Annotated in this window: 16 protein-coding genes and 1 pseudogene; 5 read left to right on the forward strand and 12 right to left on the reverse strand. The window is 73.6% G+C overall.

Annotated elements, in window-relative coordinates:
- The 9 genes from cysD to ACGF4C_RS04960 all read right to left on the reverse strand — a co-directional run bounded on the left by cysD (position 1) and on the right by ACGF4C_RS04960 (position 7646).
- The gene (gene cysD, locus ACGF4C_RS04920) at positions 1-951 is read right to left on the reverse strand and encodes a sulfate adenylyltransferase subunit CysD (protein ID WP_393563311.1); all 951 of its coding nucleotides are present in this window, start codon (positions 949-951) and stop codon (positions 1-3) included.
- Positions 948-1481 (reverse strand): adenylyl-sulfate kinase, encoded by a 534-nt coding sequence (gene cysC, locus ACGF4C_RS04925; RefSeq protein WP_393563313.1) that lies wholly within the window; start codon positions 1479-1481, stop codon positions 948-950. Before cysC ends, cysD begins: the two co-directional genes overlap by 4 nt.
- Positions 1482-1501: 20 nt before the next feature.
- Positions 1502-2194, reverse strand: coding sequence for a phosphoadenylyl-sulfate reductase (locus ACGF4C_RS04930; protein ID WP_030412550.1), 693 nt, complete (start codon positions 2192-2194; stop codon positions 1502-1504).
- Positions 2191-2376, reverse strand: coding sequence for a hypothetical protein (locus ACGF4C_RS04935; RefSeq protein ID WP_393563315.1), 186 nt, complete (start codon positions 2374-2376; stop codon positions 2191-2193). The genes ACGF4C_RS04930 and ACGF4C_RS04935 overlap by 4 nt, the downstream gene beginning before the upstream one ends.
- A complete protein-coding gene (locus ACGF4C_RS04940; RefSeq protein WP_393563317.1) occupies positions 2373-4070 on the reverse strand; it encodes a nitrite/sulfite reductase in 1698 nt (565 codons plus the stop codon). The genes ACGF4C_RS04935 and ACGF4C_RS04940 overlap by 4 nt, the downstream gene beginning before the upstream one ends.
- A gap of 214 nt (positions 4071-4284) precedes the next feature.
- Positions 4285-4368, reverse strand: a complete 84-nt coding sequence (locus ACGF4C_RS04945) for a putative leader peptide (protein ID WP_350257049.1) — start codon at positions 4366-4368, stop codon at positions 4285-4287.
- 92 nt (positions 4369-4460) lie between these two features.
- Positions 4461-5066 (reverse strand): GNAT family N-acetyltransferase, encoded by a 606-nt coding sequence (locus ACGF4C_RS04950; RefSeq protein WP_393563319.1) that lies wholly within the window; start codon positions 5064-5066, stop codon positions 4461-4463.
- A gap of 248 nt (positions 5067-5314) precedes the next feature.
- Positions 5315-5995, reverse strand: a complete 681-nt coding sequence (locus ACGF4C_RS04955; RefSeq protein ID WP_393563321.1) for a class F sortase — start codon at positions 5993-5995, stop codon at positions 5315-5317.
- 352 nt (positions 5996-6347) lie between these two features.
- Complete coding sequence (locus tag ACGF4C_RS04960) at positions 6348-7646, reverse strand: GAF domain-containing protein (RefSeq protein ID WP_393563323.1); 1299 nt, start codon at positions 7644-7646, stop codon at positions 6348-6350.
- Between the two features lie 341 nt (positions 7647-7987).
- Between ACGF4C_RS04960 and ACGF4C_RS04965 the strand changes: the two genes are divergently transcribed.
- Positions 7988-8413: a hypothetical protein gene (locus ACGF4C_RS04965; protein WP_393563325.1), complete on the forward strand. Its 426-nt coding sequence runs from the start codon at positions 7988-7990 to the stop codon at positions 8411-8413.
- Positions 8414-8860: 447 nt separating this feature from the next.
- Here the strand turns inward: ACGF4C_RS04965 and ACGF4C_RS04970 are convergent, their stop codons facing one another.
- A complete protein-coding gene (locus ACGF4C_RS04970; RefSeq protein WP_393563327.1) occupies positions 8861-10504 on the reverse strand; it encodes an acyl-CoA dehydrogenase family protein in 1644 nt (547 codons plus the stop codon).
- 17 nt (positions 10505-10521) lie between these two features.
- On the opposite strand from ACGF4C_RS04970, the gene ACGF4C_RS04975 reads away from it, so the two are divergent.
- From ACGF4C_RS04975 to ACGF4C_RS04985, 3 genes are all read left to right on the forward strand, one after another.
- Positions 10522-11589, forward strand: coding sequence for a YihY/virulence factor BrkB family protein (locus ACGF4C_RS04975; protein ID WP_393563329.1), 1068 nt, complete (start codon positions 10522-10524; stop codon positions 11587-11589).
- Between the two features lie 206 nt (positions 11590-11795).
- Entirely contained in the window at positions 11796-12782 is a 987-nt protein-coding gene (locus ACGF4C_RS04980) for an MFS transporter (protein WP_393563456.1), read from the forward strand.
- Complete coding sequence (locus ACGF4C_RS04985) at positions 12728-13141, forward strand: hypothetical protein (RefSeq protein WP_393563330.1); 414 nt, start codon at positions 12728-12730, stop codon at positions 13139-13141. Before ACGF4C_RS04980 ends, ACGF4C_RS04985 begins: the two co-directional genes overlap by 55 nt.
- A 77-nt stretch (positions 13142-13218) precedes the next feature.
- On the opposite strand, the gene ACGF4C_RS04990 is transcribed toward ACGF4C_RS04985, so the two are convergent.
- Positions 13219-13674 (reverse strand): hypothetical protein, encoded by a 456-nt coding sequence (locus ACGF4C_RS04990; RefSeq protein ID WP_393563331.1) that lies wholly within the window; start codon positions 13672-13674, stop codon positions 13219-13221.
- Positions 13671-15383, reverse strand: coding sequence for an IclR family transcriptional regulator C-terminal domain-containing protein (locus ACGF4C_RS04995; RefSeq protein ID WP_393563332.1), 1713 nt, complete (start codon positions 15381-15383; stop codon positions 13671-13673). Before ACGF4C_RS04995 ends, ACGF4C_RS04990 begins: the two co-directional genes overlap by 4 nt.
- Positions 15384-15555: 172 nt before the next feature.
- Between ACGF4C_RS04995 and ACGF4C_RS05000 the strand changes: the two are divergent.
- Positions 15556-16344, forward strand: a pseudogene (locus tag ACGF4C_RS05000) (CoA transferase subunit A); the annotation flags it as partial.
- Positions 16345-16491 lie beyond the last annotated feature (147 nt).

Genomic DNA, 16491 nt, shown 5'->3' on the forward strand with positions numbered 1-16491 from the left:
TTAGAAGTACCCCTCGCGCTTGCGGTCCTCCATGGCGGCCTCGGACATCTTGTCGTCGGCCCTCGTCGCGCCCCGCTCGGTCAGCCGGGACGCGGCGATCTCGGCGATCACCTTCTCGATGGTGTCGGCGTCGGAATCGACCGCGCCGGTGCAGGACATGTCGCCGACGGTGCGGTAGCGCACCAGACGGGTCTCGACCGCCTCGCCGTCCTTCGGGCCGCCCCACTCGCCCGGCGCCAGCCACATGCCGCTGCGGGCGAAGACCTCGCGCTCGTGGGCGTAGTAGATGGCGGGCAGCTCGATCTTCTCGCGGGCGATGTACTGCCAGACGTCCAGCTCGGTCCAGTTGGACAGCGGGAAGACCCGGACGTGCTCACCGGGCGAGTGCCGGCCGTTGTACAGCTGCCACAGCTCCGGGCGCTGCCGGCGCGGGTCCCAGCCGCCGAACTCGTCGCGCAGCGAGAACACCCGCTCCTTGGCGCGCGCCTTCTCCTCGTCCCGGCGGCCGCCGCCGAAGACCGCGTCGAAGCGGTTCTTCTCGATGGCGTCCAGCAGCGGCACGGTCTGCAGCGGGTTACGGGTGCCGTCGGGACGTTCGCGCAGCTCACCGCGGTCGATGAAGTCCTGCACGGAGGCGACGTGCAGCCGCAGCCCGTGCTGCTCGACCGTGCGGTCGCGGTAGTCGAGGACCTCGGGGAAGTTGTGCCCGGTGTCGACGTGCAGCAGCGAGAACGGCACCGCGGCCGGCGCGAACGCCTTCAGCGCCAGGTGCAGCATGACGATGGAGTCCTTGCCGCCGGAGAACAGGATCACCGGCCGCTCGAACTCGCCCGCCACCTCGCGGAAGATGTGCACCGCCTCGGACTCCAGCGCGTCCAGGTGCGACAGCGCGTACGGGGAGTCGCCCTCGTGCCCCGGGCCGGTCTCGGTGATGGAAGCAGCCGTGGTCACGCCAGTCCCCTTTCGACGAGCAGCGCATGCAGCGCCGCGGCGGACTCCTGCACGGTCTGGGTATGCGACTCGATGCGCAGATCGGGCGATCCGGGAGCCTCGTACGGGTCGTCCACGCCGGTCAGCCCGGAGATCTCGCCGGCCGCCTGCTTGGCGTACAGGCCCTTCACATCGCGCTCGGAGCACACCTCGACCGGGGTCGCCACGTGCACCTCCAGATACGCGGTGCCCTCGGTCTGGTGGCGCTTGCGCACCGCCTCGCGACTGTCCGCGTAGGGCGCGATCACCGGCACCAGCGCCTTGACGCCGTTGCTGGCCAGCAGTTCGGCGACGAAGCCGATCCGCTGGACGTTGGTGTGCCGGTCCTCGCGGGTGAAGCCGAGGCCCGCGGAGAGGAACTCGCGGATCTCGTCGCCGTCGAGCACCTCGACGCGGTGGCCCTCGCCGCGCAGCTTCCCGGCCAGCTCGCGCGCGATGGTCGTCTTGCCCGCGCTCGGCAGACCGGTCAGCCAGATCGTGGCGCCCGTCATGGATATCTCCTGATGCGTCGTCATCCGTGCAGCCCGCACTCGGTCTTGTTGCTCCCGGCCCAGCGGCCGGCCCTGGCGTCCTCGCCCTCCAGCACCCGCCGGGTGCAGGGCGCGCAGCCGACGGAGGCGTAACCGTCCATCAGCAGCGGGTTGGTGAGCACCCCGTGCTCGGCCACGTACGCGTCCACGTCGGCCTGCGTCCAGCGGGCGATGGGCGAGACCTTCACCTTCTGCCGCTTGGCGTCCCAGCCGACGACGGGGGTGTTCGCCCGGGTCGGCGACTCGTCCCGGCGCAGTCCGGTCGCCCAGGCGTCGTACCCGGTCAGGCCCTCTTCGAGCGGCTTGACCTTGCGCAGGGCGCAGCACAGGTCGGGGTCGCGGTCGTGCAGCTTCGGCCCGTACTCGGCGTCCTGCTCGGCCACCGTCTGACGGGGCGTCAGGGTGATCAGGTTGACGTCCATCACCTCGGCGACCGCGTCGCGGGTCCCGATCGTCTCGGGGAAGTGGTAGCCGGTGTCCAGGAAGACCACGTCCACGCCCGGGAAGGCCCGCGAGGCCAGGTGCGCGACGACCGCGTCCTCCATCGAGGAGGTGACGCAGAAGCGCGGACCGAAGGTCTCGGCGGCCCAGGTGAGGATCTCCAGGGCGGACGCGTCCTCCAGGTCACGGCCCGCCTGCTCGGCGAGCTGCTGGAGATCGGTAGCGGTGGTCACGACGCACCTCCGTCAGTGGCAGGGGGGTTGGCGGACGTCCCGGCGGCCAGCAGGCCCAGGAACGACAGCCGGAACGCACGGCTGCAGGACCGGCATTCCCACGTGCCGTGGCCCTCTTCCGAAGGCCGCAGGTCCTCGTCCCCGCAGTACGGGCAGTAGAAGGGCGCGGCTCGCTCGCTCACTTCAGCGCACCCTCTTCCGCCCGGGCGGCCCAGGTGGCGAAGCGCTCGCCGTCCTCGCGCTGCTCCTGGAAGTTGCGCAGCACCCGCTCGACGTAGTCGGGGAGTTCGTCGGCGGTGACCTTCAGGCCGCGGACCTTGCGGCCGAAGCCGGCCTCCAGGCCCAGTGCGCCGCCCAGGTGCACCTGGTAGCCCTCGACCTGGTTGCCGTCGTCGTCCAGGACCAGCTGGCCCTTGAGGCCGATGTCCGCGGTCTGGATGCGGGCGCAGGCGTTGGGGCAGCCGTTGAGGTTGATGGTCAGCGGCTCGTCGAAGTCCGGGAGGCGGCGCTCCAGTTCGTCGATCAGGGACGCGCCGCGGCCCTTGGTCTCCACGATCGCCAGCTTGCAGAACTCGATGCCGGTGCAGGCCATCGTGCCGCGGCGGAACGGGGAGGGCGTGACCTGGAAGTCCAGCGCCTCCAGGCCCGCGACCAGTGCGTCGACCTGGTCCTCCGCGACGTCGAGGATGATCATCTTCTGCTCGACGGTGGTGCGCAGGCGGTCCGAGCCGTGCGCGGCGGCGAGTTCGGCGATCTTGGTGAGGGTGGTGCCGTCGACCCGGCCGACGCGCGGGGCGAAGCCGACGTAGAAGCGGCCGTCCTGCTGCCGGTGCACGCCGACGTGGTCGCGCCACCTCTGGACGGGCTCCTCGGGCGCCGGGCCGTCGATCAGCTTCCGGTTCAGGTACTCGTCCTCCAGCACCTGGCGGAACTTCTCGATGCCCCAGTCGGCCACCAGGAACTTCAGCCGGGCGCGGTTGCGCAGCCGGCGGTAGCCGTAGTCGCGGAAGATCCCGACCACTCCGGCCCAGACGTCCGCGACCTCGTCCAGCGGGACCCAGGTGCCCAGCCGCTGGGCGAGCTTGGGGTTGGTGGACAGTCCGCCGCCGACCCACAGGTCGAAGCCCGGGCCGTGCTCGGGGTGGACGACGCCGACGAACGCCACGTCGTTGATCTCGTGGACCACGTCCTGGACCGGGGAGCCGGAGATCGCGGTCTTGAACTTGCGCGGCAGGTTGGAGAACTCCTTGCTGCCGATGTAGCGCTCGTGGATCTCCTCCACGGCCGGGGTGCCGTCGATGATCTCGTCCTCGGCGATACCGGCCACCGGGGAGCCGATGATCACGCGCGGGCAGTCGCCGCACGCCTCGGTCGTGGACAGCCCGACGCCCTCCAGCTTCTCCCAGATGGCCGGGACGTCCTCGATCCGGATCCAGTGCAGCTGGATGTTCTGCCGGTCGGTGATGTCCGCGGTGCCGCGGGCGTACTGCTCGGAGACCTCGCCGATGGCCCGGAGCTGGGCCACCGTCAGCCGGCCGCCGTCGACCCGGACCCGCAGCATGAAGTACTTGTCGTCCAGCTCCTCCGGCTCCAGGATCGCGGTCTTGCCGCCGTCGATCCCGGGCTTGCGCTGGGTGTAGAGGCCCCACCAACGCATGCGCCCGCGCAGGTCGTTGGGGTCGATCGAGTCGAAACCGGCCTTGGAGTAGATCGTCTCAATGCGTGTCCGCACATTGAGACCGTCGTCGTCCTTCTTGAACTGCTCGTTTCCGTTGAGCGGCGTGAAATGACCTACGGCCCACTGGCCCTCGCCGCGGTGGCGTCCGGCCTTGCGGCGGGTCGAAGCGGCTGCGGGTCGGTCGGGGGAGGCGGCCATGGGTGTACGTCCTTCTGGGCGGGCGGGGGGATCGGGACCGACGCCGGAGACCCGTGCCGACCTGCGCAGACACGCCGAAGCGCGGCGCGTGGGCAACGCGTCGGCGACAGCTGCGGGTCAAAGGGGGTTCCGGCGCGTCCGCGACGATGGGGACGGCGGGTGATCGGTGGTGCCGGGTGCTGTCCAGGGCCATGGGCCCTGGCTGGAAACAGCCTCAGCCCGCCCGACAAATGGCGCTGGACATGCGGCCGAGGTCGACGTGCCGCCGACTCACCAAGGCAATTCCAGCTCTGGACATGACGGAAGCGTGGCACGCCGCTCTCCGGCCAGTCCACCGCTATCCATGATGTGGACAACCCTGTCCCGCTTGATGAGACAGGGTGACGTCGATCACTTCCCGGCGGTCGATTGCGGAGGCAAGGCGAGCGGTCCGGCGCCCGGCCAGGGGCCCGGCGCCGGCACGTCGGGCTCCTCGGTCACCGTGGTGTCGTAGACCCGGAAGCCGCGACGTTCGTAGTTGGCCATCGCGTGCTCACCGTCCTTGCTGCAGGTGTGCACCCAGACCCGGCGCGTCGACGGCCGGTCCGGCCACCGTTCGGCCAGGTCCCAGGCCCGCTCGATGCCGTACGTCAGCAGATGGCCGCCGATCCGGCGGCCCCGGAAGGCCGGTATCAGCCCGAAGTAGACGATCTCCACGGAGGCGTCCGGCCCCGCGGCCAGCTCGATGAATCCCGCGGGCGTCCCACGCTCGTACGCCACCCAGGTCTCGGTCCCCGGCCGCCCCAAGTACTCCGCCCACTGCGCGTACGACCACGGCAGCCGGTCGGTCCAGGTGACGTCCCCGCCCACCGCCGTGTAGAGGAAGCGGCTGAACTCCGGCGAAGGCACCTCGGCCCGGGCGATCCGGACACCCTGCCCGGCCGGCGGCTCCTGCCCGCGGGACAGATCGGCGCGCGAGGTCTGTTCGAGGTACCAGGTGGTGACCGAGATGCTCATGCGGCCAATACATCACATCGGGACGCGGGGGAGCGGGGCCGGGCGGGGCAGGGGTGCGGCCGGGTGCAGCCGGGCGGGGCGGGGCGGGGACGGGCCTTCGGTGGAAGGGAGGCTTCCGGCGTTCCGCATGGTGAGACGGTGGTTCGCATCGTGGGGCATCCCGGCCCGCGCGCCCGCGCGCCCCGGCGGCCGGGGCAGCCGGGGCGGCTCGTGCGGCCGCCCGTGGGCACCTCACGTCCCCTACGTCCTCACACGCTCCCGGTCATCCTGGCGAAGACCACCACATTGCCCGTGTACCCGGACCCCGGCGCGTACGGACCCCCGCAGGTCAGCACGCGCAGCTCGGGGTGTCCGGTGCCGCCGTAGACCTTACGGGCGGGGAAATCGCGCTTGTCGAAGACCTGGACGCCGTAGACCTCGAAGACCGCGGTCCGCCCGTCCTCGCGGATCACCCGGATCGTGCTGCCCTTCGCCAGGCGGCCCAGCCCGTAGAAGACCGCGGGACCACTGTGGGTGTCGACGTGCCCGACGAGGACGGCGGTGCCCCGCTCCCCCGGGGAGGGCGCGTCCGCGTACCAGCCCGCCAGATTGGGGTTCCCGTCCGGTGGGGCCTCGATCCAGCCGTCCTTGTCCAGGCCCAGCGGCAGCACCGGCGCGGACACCGCGAGCGCCGGGATGTCGACCTCGGCCGGGGCCGAACGGGGCAGTGGCGCGGCCGCGGGGCCGGCCGCGCCACCGGGCACCACCGAGGTGGCGGCACCCGGCTGCGGCGGCCCGTCCGGATCGTCCGACAGCCCCTGCCGCAGCATCCCGAACCCCACCAGACCGGCCAGCGCGAGCACGCCCCACCGCGGCCGGCGCGCGACCGCGGCTGCCTCCGCGGGCGCTGCCTCCGCGGGCGCCGCCTCCGGCGGATCCGTCGGGCTCATCGCTCACCTCCCGCACGCCGCGGCCACCACCTTCATGGCCCGGTCGGCACGCTAGGCCGTGCCCGCCCCGGCGGCGACACCGGACGTCCGAACGGGTGCCGGCCCCGGACTCGGCCGGGCCCGGGCTCGGCCCCCGCCCGGGCACGCCCGGTCCCGGTCCCCGCCCGGTCGCGCGAGTTCCGGGCCGGCCGCGGTCACGCCGGGCCGAACACCGCGTCGGCGAGGCGCTCGAATTTCCGGCGCGGGTTCGCCGTACGGTCGCAGCGGACTCGCCGTTCCGCCGCCGCGAACTCGCCGTTCCGCATCCCGACCGGCGGAATCTGCCTCCGGTGCTGCCCGCCGCGCCGCCGGCTCAGGACGGGTGCCGCCCCCGCCGGGCCGCCGCCACCGCCGGCGCCAGCGAGTGCGGCAGCAGTCGCCCGGGCCGCGCCGGGAGCCGCAGCTCCACCTCCACCCCGTCGGCGAAGCGGTACGGCCGGTGCGCCAGCACGCTCCCCAGATGGCGGCGCAGCCGGGACAGCTCGGCACGCACCGTCACCGTACGCCCGGCGTCGCCGAAGAGGTCCTGGGCGAGTTCGGCCGCGGTGCGCCCCTGCGGCTGCGCGGCCAGCACGAAGAGCAGCTCGGCATGGCGCGGCGACAGCTCGTGCGACCAGCTGCCGGCCGGCCCGCTGACCGTGACCGTCGAGCCGTCCCGCCGGCTGACGTCCACGACGACCCGGCTCGGCACCGGCTCCCGCTCCGCCCGCCCCACCCGGACCAGCCAGCCGCCCGGAAGCGGCTCCAGGGCACACATGCCGTAGCGCGGCAACCACAGCGGCCCGGCCGCGGGCGCCTTCGGCAGCGCCAACCGGTCCGGCGGCGTCAGCCCCGTGACGGCCACGACCCAGCCGTTCGGATCGACCACCAGCGCCTGCCCGCCGAGCCGCGCCAGCACCGGCGCCGCGCTCGACCGCAGCCGCTCCAGCGACCGGTGGTGACGGGTGCGCAGCTCACCCTCGGCGAGCCGGGCGACCGCGGACACCAGCGAGAGCGTGGTGGGGTGGAAGGACTGCGCCGGTCCGCTGACGTCCACGGTGCCCAGCAGCCGCCCGTCCCGCGGGTCGTGCAGCGGAGCCGCGGCACACGTCCACTGGTGGTGGCTGCGTACGAAGTGCTCGGCGGAGTGCACCAGCACCGGGCGGCGGGCCACCAGGGCGGTGCCGATGGCGTTGGTGCCGACGACCTGCTCCGTCCAGTCGGCGCCCTTGTCGAAACCGAGCCGGTCGGCCATCCGCCGTACCGGCGCGCTGCCCTCCCGCCACAGGACCCGGCCCTCGGCGTCGGTGACGACCATGATCTGCTGCGCCGCGTCGGCGGCCGCCAGCAGCCCCTCGTTCAGCACCGGCAGCACCGCCGCCAGCTGCGACCTCTGCCGCCGGTACTCCAACTCGGCGACCGAGAGCGGCCGTTGGGCCGGATCGGCGTCCGGGTCGACACCGGAGTCCAGCGCCCGGCGCCACGAAGCGCCGATCACCGCACGGGGGGCGTCGGCCGGGCCACCGGGCGCCCCGCCGGCGAGCGCGGTCTCGCGGGCGGTGGCGAGCCGGCGGGCGGTGGCACGGACTTCCTGGGCCGACCAGATGGCGCTGTCGATCGTGCTGTCGCTCACGCTGCTCTCCGTTGTGCACTGTCCCCCGGGGGGCGTCCCCCGATCATGCCGGGCTCACGGGTTCACGGTCGGCCCGCCCGGGAGGTCCCCCGGTCCGTGCGCCCATCGTGCCGTCATCGGCCCGCCATGGAGGCGCCATTGCCCACATCGGCTCCCGGGAAGTGCAACGCCCTGCAACCGTTGTGGCGTATGACGGGGAAACGGGACTCTGGCCCGAGCGGCCGATGGCATCTCGCCACCGCGGATTCGCCGGTCACCCGTCGGAGAGCCCGCCGGTTGTCGCCGGGAAGTCCATCGGCCGCTGCGCGACGTCGGTACGGTGCGGGGGAGGGGGCTCCACGGTGGCCGCTGCTCCGCGCGTCGTGGTGATCGGAGCGGGTGAGGGGGTACGAAGGGCACGGGCCGCCCGGCTGGCCGGCCACTACGCGATCCCCCTGCTGCCCGCGGTCGACATCCTGATAAAGCGTCAGTTGCTGCCTGACGACGGCTATGTGATCGACAGCCCGCCGCAACTGCTGGACCGGGTGGCCGGCGCCGGCGGTCTGCTGCCCGTACTGGCCCTCGTCGACCTGGTGGTGCTGCTGCCCGGGGCGGGATCGAGCGGTACGGAGGAGACCTCCCGCGTGCTGCGCTACTACGACGCGCGCGGGGTGCTGCTGACCGTAGGGGCGGACACCCCCGACGACGAGATCATCCTGGTCATCGACGCGGCACTGCGCGGGCGCGGCGACCCGGAAGGCCCGCCAGGGGCAGCCTGGCGGCCCTGAGACGGGGGAGCGGTGCCGAGTCGGCGCGGCACCGCTCCCCGACCGGCGCGGCGGCGGCTACCCCCTGTCCCCGTCCCTTCGCGAGGCCACGCCCCGAAGCGACGGGGAGCCGCCGCCGCGCCGACCCTCTGAGGGCAGGCCCGGCGTGACGTCAACTTCGCCGGCCGGTGACCTTCCTGGCCGGGAATCTCTCTGGCCGGGAACCTCCCGCGCCGGGAACCTCCCGCGCCGGGAATCCTCCTCGTTGGAAACCTCCCACGCCGGGAATATCCCTCGCCGCCGCCTCGTTGTGGCCCCGCAGGGGGCCTTCGTGTCCCCTACGGGATCCGTTCGACCGCCCCCTAAGGGCAGCAGCGGGCCAGGTCCAGGGCAGCGGGCCGGTCCTCGGCAACTCCGCGCCGTCGGCCGTTGTTGCCCTCGGCGACGCGGCAGCGCCCGCCGTCGTCCTCAGCAGTCCAGCACCGGCCGGGACCGGTTCACCACCGTTGCCAGGTCCAGGGTGTGGGGCAGGGTGCCGAAGGCCGCGCCGGCGTCGCCGCCCAGGCGGGAGGCGCAGAAGGCGTCCGCGACCGCGGGGGGCGCGTGGCGTACCAGCAGCGAGCCCTGGAGCACCAGCGCCATCCGCTCCACCAGGCGCCGGGCCCGGGCCTCGATGCCCTCCAGGTCGGCGAGTTCGGTGAGCATCCCCTTGATTGCCCGGTCCAGCCGGTGGTCCGCGCCGCGCGCCGTACCGATCTCGGTCAAGTAGGCGTCCAGCGCGCCGGGTTCGCGGCGCAGGGCGCGCAGCACGTCCAGTGCCTGGATGTTCCCCGAACCCTCCCAGATCGAGTTCAGCGGCGCCTCGCGCAGCAGCCGCGGCAGCCCCGACTCCTCGACGTAGCCGTTGCCGCCCAGGCACTCCAGTGCCTCGGCCACCACCGGCGTGCAGCGCTTGGTCACCCAGTACTTCGCCGCGGGGACCGCCAGCCGCAGCAGCTGCCGGTCCTGTTCGGTGCCGCCGTCGTACGCCGCCGCCAGCCGCAGCGCGAGCGTGGTCGCCGCCTCCGACTCCAGCGCCAGATCGGCCAGGACGTTGCGCATCAGCGGCTGGTCCGTCAGCCGGCGGCCGAACGCCTCGCGGTACGCGGTGTGGTGCAGCGCCTGGGCCACCGCCTGCCGCATCACCGCCGCCGACGCACTGACGCAGTCCAGCCGGGTCGCCGCGACCATCTCGATGATCGTCGCCACCCCGCGGCCCTCCTCGCCGACCCGGCGCGCCCACGTCCGCCCGTCGAACTCGACCTCCGCCGAGGCGTTCGACCGGTTGCCGAGCTTGTCCTTGAGCCGCTGGATGCGGAAGGAGTTGCGGGAGCCGTCCGGCAGCACCCGCGGCAGCAGGAAGCAGGTCAAACCCCCCGGCGCCTGGGCCAGCACCAGGAACGCGTCGGACATCGGGGCCGAGCAGAACCACTTGTGCCCGGTCAGCACGTACTCGCCGGGGGCCGACAGCGGTTCGGCGCGGGTGGTGTTGGCGCGTACGTCGCTGCCGCCCTGCTTCTCTGTCATGGCCATGCCCGCCAGCGCGCCGGCCTTCTCGGCGGCCGGCCCCAGCTCCTGCTCGTAGATCCACGAGGTCAGCAGCGGCTCCCATTCGGCGGCCAGCTCCGGCTCGTGGCGCAGGGCGGGCACCGCCGCATGGGTCATCGACAGCGGGCAGCCGTGGCCCGCCTCGGCCTGGGTCCACACGATGAAGCCCGCGGTGCGGCGCAGATGGCCGTCCGGTCGTGACCAGGCGTCGTTCAGCCCGGCGGAGACGGCGTGCCCGAGCAGCCGGTGCCAGGCCGGGTGGAACTCCACCTCGTCGATCCGGTGGCCGTAGCGGTCGTGGGTGTGCAGCACCGGGGGGTGGGCGTTGGCCTGCTCGCCCCACTGCTGGGCGTGCGCGGAGCCGGCGGCTTCGCCCAGCCGGCCCAGTTCCTGGCGGACCTCGTCCAGGCGGTCGGCGGCGATGTGCCGGGTGATGCCCTCCGTGAGGGCCGGGTCGCTCGCGAACACGTCGTATCCGACCAGCGGCGGGGGCTGGTTCGTGACCGTGTGAGTGGTGGCTGCCATGCAGCTACGGTAAGGAGGTGCAGCCGGAGAACGAACCAACCGAGCGGCACGCGGGCCGTCTGACCAGGGCCCGTGTGCTCTACCGCAACGTCTCCACCCGCCGGCTCGCCTGGTTGCTGCTCAAGGACATCGTCCACTCCTGCATGACCTACCGCGTCACCGGACTGGCCGCCGAGGCGGCGTTCTGGTGCCTGCTGTCGCTGCCGCCGCTGATCCTCGGTCTCCTCGGCGTGCTCGGCTACACCCAGACCTGGATCGGGCACGACACGCTCGACAACGTCCGGCAGCACATCCTCGGCCTGGCCGGCACGGTGCTCTCCGACAAGGGCGTGGACGAGGTCGCCCGGCCGCTGCTGAACGACGTCTTCACCGGCCGCCGACCCGACGTCATCTCGCTCGGCTTCGCCATCGCCCTGTGGTCCGGCTCCCGCGCCCTGAACGTCTTCGTCGACACCATCACGATCATGTACGGGCTCGACGGCCGCCGCGGCATCGTCCGGACCCGGCTGCTGTCGTTCGCGCTGTACGTCGCCGGGCTGCTGGTCGGCGCGGTGGCGCTGCCGCTGATGGTGGCCGGGCCGGACGCCGTGGTGAGCCTGCTGCCGGCCAGTGAGCATGTCGTCCGGGCGCTGTACTGGCCGGTCGTCCTGCTGCTGTCGGTCGCCTTCCTCACCACGCTCTACCACCTGTCGGTGCCGGTCCGGTCGCCCTGGCCGGAGGACATTCCCGGGGCGGTGGTGGCGCTCGGCATCTGGGTGCTGGGCAGTTTCCTGCTGCGGCTGTACCTGGTCTCGACGGTCGAGGGGCCCACGATCTACGGCTCGTTGGCGGCGCCGGTCGCGGTGCTGCTGTGGATCGGCGTCTCGGCCTTCGCGGTGCTGGTCGGCGCCGCGATGAACGCCTCGCTGGACCGGGTCTGGCCGTCGGCCGCCACCGCCGAGGCGCGCGAGGAGATGGCCCGGCGGGTGGCGGAGAAGCGGGCCGCCGCCGAGGCGAAGAAGCGGGACGAGGACGGGTCGGAGGGCCGGGAGGGCCGGGAGGGGCCTGCGGGTCCGGCGGGTCCGGCGGGTCCGGCGAATGGGTAACGCGTAACGGCCTTACGCGTTCGAACCATTGACACCTCCCCGGACGGGCGCAGATGATCCTGGCCCACGAACGAACGAAAGTTCACCAGGCGGACGAGCGCCACCGGAGAGATCGGTAGTCCGTAGCCGTAGCCGTAGCCGTAGCCGTAGTCCGGTAGCCGGTAGTCCGCTCGCCGTATCCCGAAGACGAGGTGCCCGAGGTGCCCATGCCACCCACCGCTCCGCGCCATACCTTCCGCTCCGTCGCGCCCGTCCTGGCGCTGTGCTGGCTCGCCGTCTTCTTCGAGGGGATGGACGTCCACGTCTACGGCGCCGTCATGCCGCGGATGCTCGACGACCCCGGGCTCGGCCTCGGCCCCGCCACGGCCGGCACCATCGGCAGCTGGACCACGCTCGGCATGCTGGTCGCCGCCCTCGCCATCGGACCCGTCACCGACCGCCTCGGCCGTCGCCCGGTCCTCGCCGCCAGCGTCGCCCTCTTCTCCCTCGGCTCGGCGATCTGCGCGCTCTCCGGCACCCCCGCGCCCTTCGGCGCCGGACGGTTCCTGGCCGGCCTCGGCTTCGGCTCCCTGCTGCCCATCTGCCTGTCCATGGTGCTGGAGTTCGCCCCGCCGCGCCGGGCCGCACTGGCCACCGGCCTGCTGATGACCTCGTACCACGTGGGCGGCATGTTCGCGACGGGCCTCGGCATGACGCTCGCCCCCGCGCTCGGCTGGCGTTCGATCTTCTGGGCCGGTGTACTGCCCGCGCTGATCGCGATCCCGCTGCTGCTGCGCCTGCTGCCGGAGTCCCCCGGTGTGCTGCTCGCCAAGGGCCGTACCGCCGAGGCCCATGCGATCGCCGACCGCTACGGCATGGCCCGCCCCGGCCCCGCCGACGCCCCGGCCCCCGGGACCGGCGGCCGGCCGTCCTCCGTCCTGGCCCTCTTCCGCCCCGGCGCCCGCTGGGCCACGCCGCTCCTCTGGCTCGCCTCGTTCTGCGGACTGCTCCTCGTCTACGGCGTCGGCACCTGGCTGCCCCAGATGATGCGCGCCTCCGGGTACGGCCTCACCTCCTCGGTCAGCTTCCTGCTCGTCATCAACATCGGCGCGGTCGTCGGCATGTTCATCGCCGGCCGACCGCCGACCGCTACGGCCCGGTGCGGGTCTCCGCCCTCTGGTTCCTGCTCACCGCCGCCGGCGCCCTGCTCCTGAGGGCGCACCTGCCGCTCGCCCTCACCTACGCCGTGGTCGCGGTCACCGGCATCTGGCTCTTCAGCGCCCAGGTGATGGTCTACGCGGCCGCCGACCGCGTCTACCCGGCCGCCGACCGCGCCACCGGCATGGGCTGGGTGACCGGCGTCGGCCGCACCGGCGCCGTGGTCGGCCCCTGGCTGGGCGGCATCCTCGCCGCCGGCGGCAACGCCCAACTGGGCTTCGTGGCCTTCGCGTTGGCGGGCCTGGTGGGTGCCCTCGCGATCGGCCTGGTGCCGGTGGCCCGCCGCGTCGGCAGCGGAGCGGCGTCGCCGGCGCCGGCGGGAGCACAGACAGAGGCACCGGCGGGGGCCGAGTAGCGGGGAGGGGCGGAGCCACGGGGAGAGGCCGGGTAACGGGGAGGGGCGGGTAACCGGGGGGGCGGCACCCACGGCTCTCAGATGGGCCGCTCCTCGCAGTGTGTGAGGCCGGTCGTCGGGTTGCCGACAAAGCGGAGGGCGCGGTGGTCGAGTCCGCATACGGTCAGTAGGAGCTCCAGGGCGGCGTCCTCCTGGCGGGTGTCCTCCTGGCGGGTGTCCTCCTGGGGGTTCGCGCGGGCGAGCCACACCAGGACGACGTCCTGTCCGTCGTGCCGGGTGAGTGCGAAGTCGGTGGTCCGGACCCGGAACAGGGCGATCTCCAGCTCGCCCAGGTCGTCCCAGCCGGATTCGAGGGTCAGGCGGAGGCGTGCGGCGAGTGCCTCCAGGGGGACCCGCAGCCCGGCCACCGGCCGGAAGTTCCCGGCGGCGTAGTCCCATGCGCTCGTCTGGAAGGCCGGGTTGCGCTTTCCGCCCTGATAGACGGGGGCCGCCTCCCAGTCCGGCTCCGGTGGTGGGACGGAAAGCGCCGTCACAGGACGGGGATCCGTACGTACCGGCCGGCCACCGCGAGGTCCGCCTCGATGGCGGTGGCCGTCTCGCGCAGGGCCGGGAGGAGCGCGTCGCGGGTGGCGGCGGGGGTGGTGCGGCCCGCGTGGGTGGAGACGTTGACGGCTGCCACGACCTCGCCGGTGCGGTCGCGCACGGGGACGGCGAGCGAGCGCAGGCCCTCCTCCAGCTCCTCGTCGACCAGGGCGTATCCGTCGGCCCGGACCTGCCGGACGATGCCCAGGAGGGCCTCCTCGTCGGTGACGGTGTGCCGGGTGAACGGCCGGAGGTCGGTGAGGGACAGCCGGGCGGACACCTCCGCGGGCGGCAGGCCGGCGAGCAGGGCGCGGCCCATGGACGTCGCGTACGCGGGGAAGCGGGTGCCCAGGGTGATGTTGACGCTCATGATGCGCACGGTGGGGACCCGGGCGACGTACTGGATGTCGTCGCCGGAGAGGACCGCCATGGAGGCGGAGTCGTGCACCCGCTCGACCAGCGCGGCCAGGTGGGGCTGTGCGATGGCCGGCAGCGTCAGGCCCGAGAGGTGTGCGAAGCCCAGCTCCAGCACCTTCGGCGTGAGCCGGAAGAGCCTGCCGTCCAGGGCGAGGTAGCCGAGGTGCTCCAGGGTGATCAGGGCCCGCCGGGCGGTGGCCCGGGCCAGGCCGGTGGCCTCCGCGACGGCGGTGAGCGGGAGTGCCGCGCGGCCGGCGCCGAAGGCGGTGAGGGTGATCAGTCCGCGGGCCATGGATTCGACGAACTCGGGGCCCAGCTCCTGTTTGGAGGCCCGCATCCAGGAGGCGTGGGAGGAGGCGGACGCGCCCTCGGCGGCCCCCGGCTCCGGCGTGGGAGGGGCCGTCTGCGGGGCGGTCAGGGCGAGTTCCATGGCCGTCACCGTGTCGCGCAGCCGGGGGAGGACCGCACCGGGCAGCTCGGCGGCGGACAGCCGGCTGGTGTGGCTGACGACGCTCACCGCGCAGACGACCCGGCCGGACGGGTCCCGTACGGGCATCGCGACCGCGACCAGGCCCGGTTCGATGAGCTGGTCGTCCAGCGACCAGCCGGCCCCGCGGGCGGTATCAACTCGGCGCTCGAACAGGGCGGTTGGGGAAGTGGCGGACTCCGTCTCGTCGTCGGGGCGTGGGGGGACGGCCGGGAAGCCGGCGTCCGTCGGGTCGGCCGCGCGGCGGCGGCGCCAGCGCTCCCAGTCCGCCGCGTCCCAGGCGTCCGCGAACAGCGCCCCGGGCGCGCCGCGTTCGGCGGGCAGCAGATCGCCGATGCGGAAGGCGAGGGACATCGCGCGGCGGCGGGTGGCCTGGTGGACGAAGCGCACACCGTCGCCGTCCGGGACCGCGAGCGAGACCGACTCGTCCAGCTCGTCGGCCAGCCGGTCGGCGAGCGGGCCCAGCCGGTCCGGGAGCCCGGACGCCGCGAGGTAGGCGTTGCCGAGCTCCAGCAACCGCGGCGCGAGCACCGCGTCCCGGCCCTCGACGCGGACGTAACCGAGCCGGGCGAGGGTGCTCAGCACCCGGTCGACGGTGGACCGGGCCAGGCCGGTGCCCCGTACCAGATCGCCCACCGCCTGGCGGCCGCCGCCGGCCGACAGCTCCCGCAGCACGGTCAGGCAGCGGATCAGCGGACCCACCGCTTCCGGCGGGGCGGCCGGGGAGGGCGGTGCGGCGGGGGCGGGGTGGGTCATGGCCTCTCCCTCGTGCGGTGATCTCGTGCGAACCGTACCCGGCGGACCGTTGACAGGGTCGGGGGCGGGGTCCAGACTCGGAGCGTCCATTCTGAACTAAAGTTCACTGTGCGAACAAGCCGGCGCTTTCTGGTGCCTGGACCTTCGACAGAGGCGGGAGGGCGGGGCCGATATGGCCGACATCCGTTCGTTGCACGAGGCCGTCGCCGAGCTGATCCACGACGGGGACACCGTGGCACTGGAGGGGTTCACCCACCTCATCCCGTTCGCCGCGGCGCACGAGATCATCCGCCAGGGCCGCACCGGCCTCACGCTCGCCCGGATGACCCCCGACGTGGTCTACGACCAGCTGATCGGCGCGGGCGTGGCCGCGAAGCTGGTCTTCTCCTGGGGCGGCAACCCGGGCGTCGGCTCGCTGCACCGCTTCCGGGACGCGGTCGAGAACGGCTGGCCCGGCCCGCTGCGGACCGACGAGCACAGTCACGCCGGGATGGCCAACCGCTATGCCGCGGGCGCGGCCGGGCTCCCGTTCGCCGTGCTGCGCGGCTACCGCGGCAGCGACCTCCCCTCCCGTACGCGCACGGTCGCCACCGTCACCTGCCCGTTCACCGGTGAGGAACTGGCCGCCGTCGCCGCCCTCAACCCGGACGTCACGGTCATCCACGCCCAGCAGGCCGACCGGGCCGGCAACGTCCAGCTGTGGGGCCTGACCGGTGTGCAGAAGGAGGCGGCGCTGGCCGCCCGGCGCGTCCTGGTGACCGTCGAGGAACTCGTCGACACCCTGGAGCCGCGCCCCGGCGGCGTCGTCCTGCCCACCTGGGTCGTCGACGCGGTCGCGGTCGTCCCCGGCGGCGCCCACCCCTCCTACGCGGCCGGGTACTCGGTCCGCGACAACGCCTTCTACCGCCGCTGGGACGCCATTTCGCGGGACCGCGCGGCGTTCGGGCGGTGGCTGGAAGGGATCAGGGGCGGCGCCACCACCTCTCCCGCGACGACCGCCCCCACCACCGCACCCGGTGCCCCACCCGCGCCCGCCCCGGCACCCCAGCCTGCCGCGACACCCCTGCACGCCCCCGCGCCCGCACCAGCCCCGCCCTGCACCCCCGAC

It is taken from the genome of Streptomyces sp. NPDC048197 (assembly GCF_043202395.1).
GTDB classification, from domain to species: domain Bacteria; phylum Actinomycetota; class Actinomycetes; order Streptomycetales; family Streptomycetaceae; genus Streptomyces; species Streptomyces siderophoricus.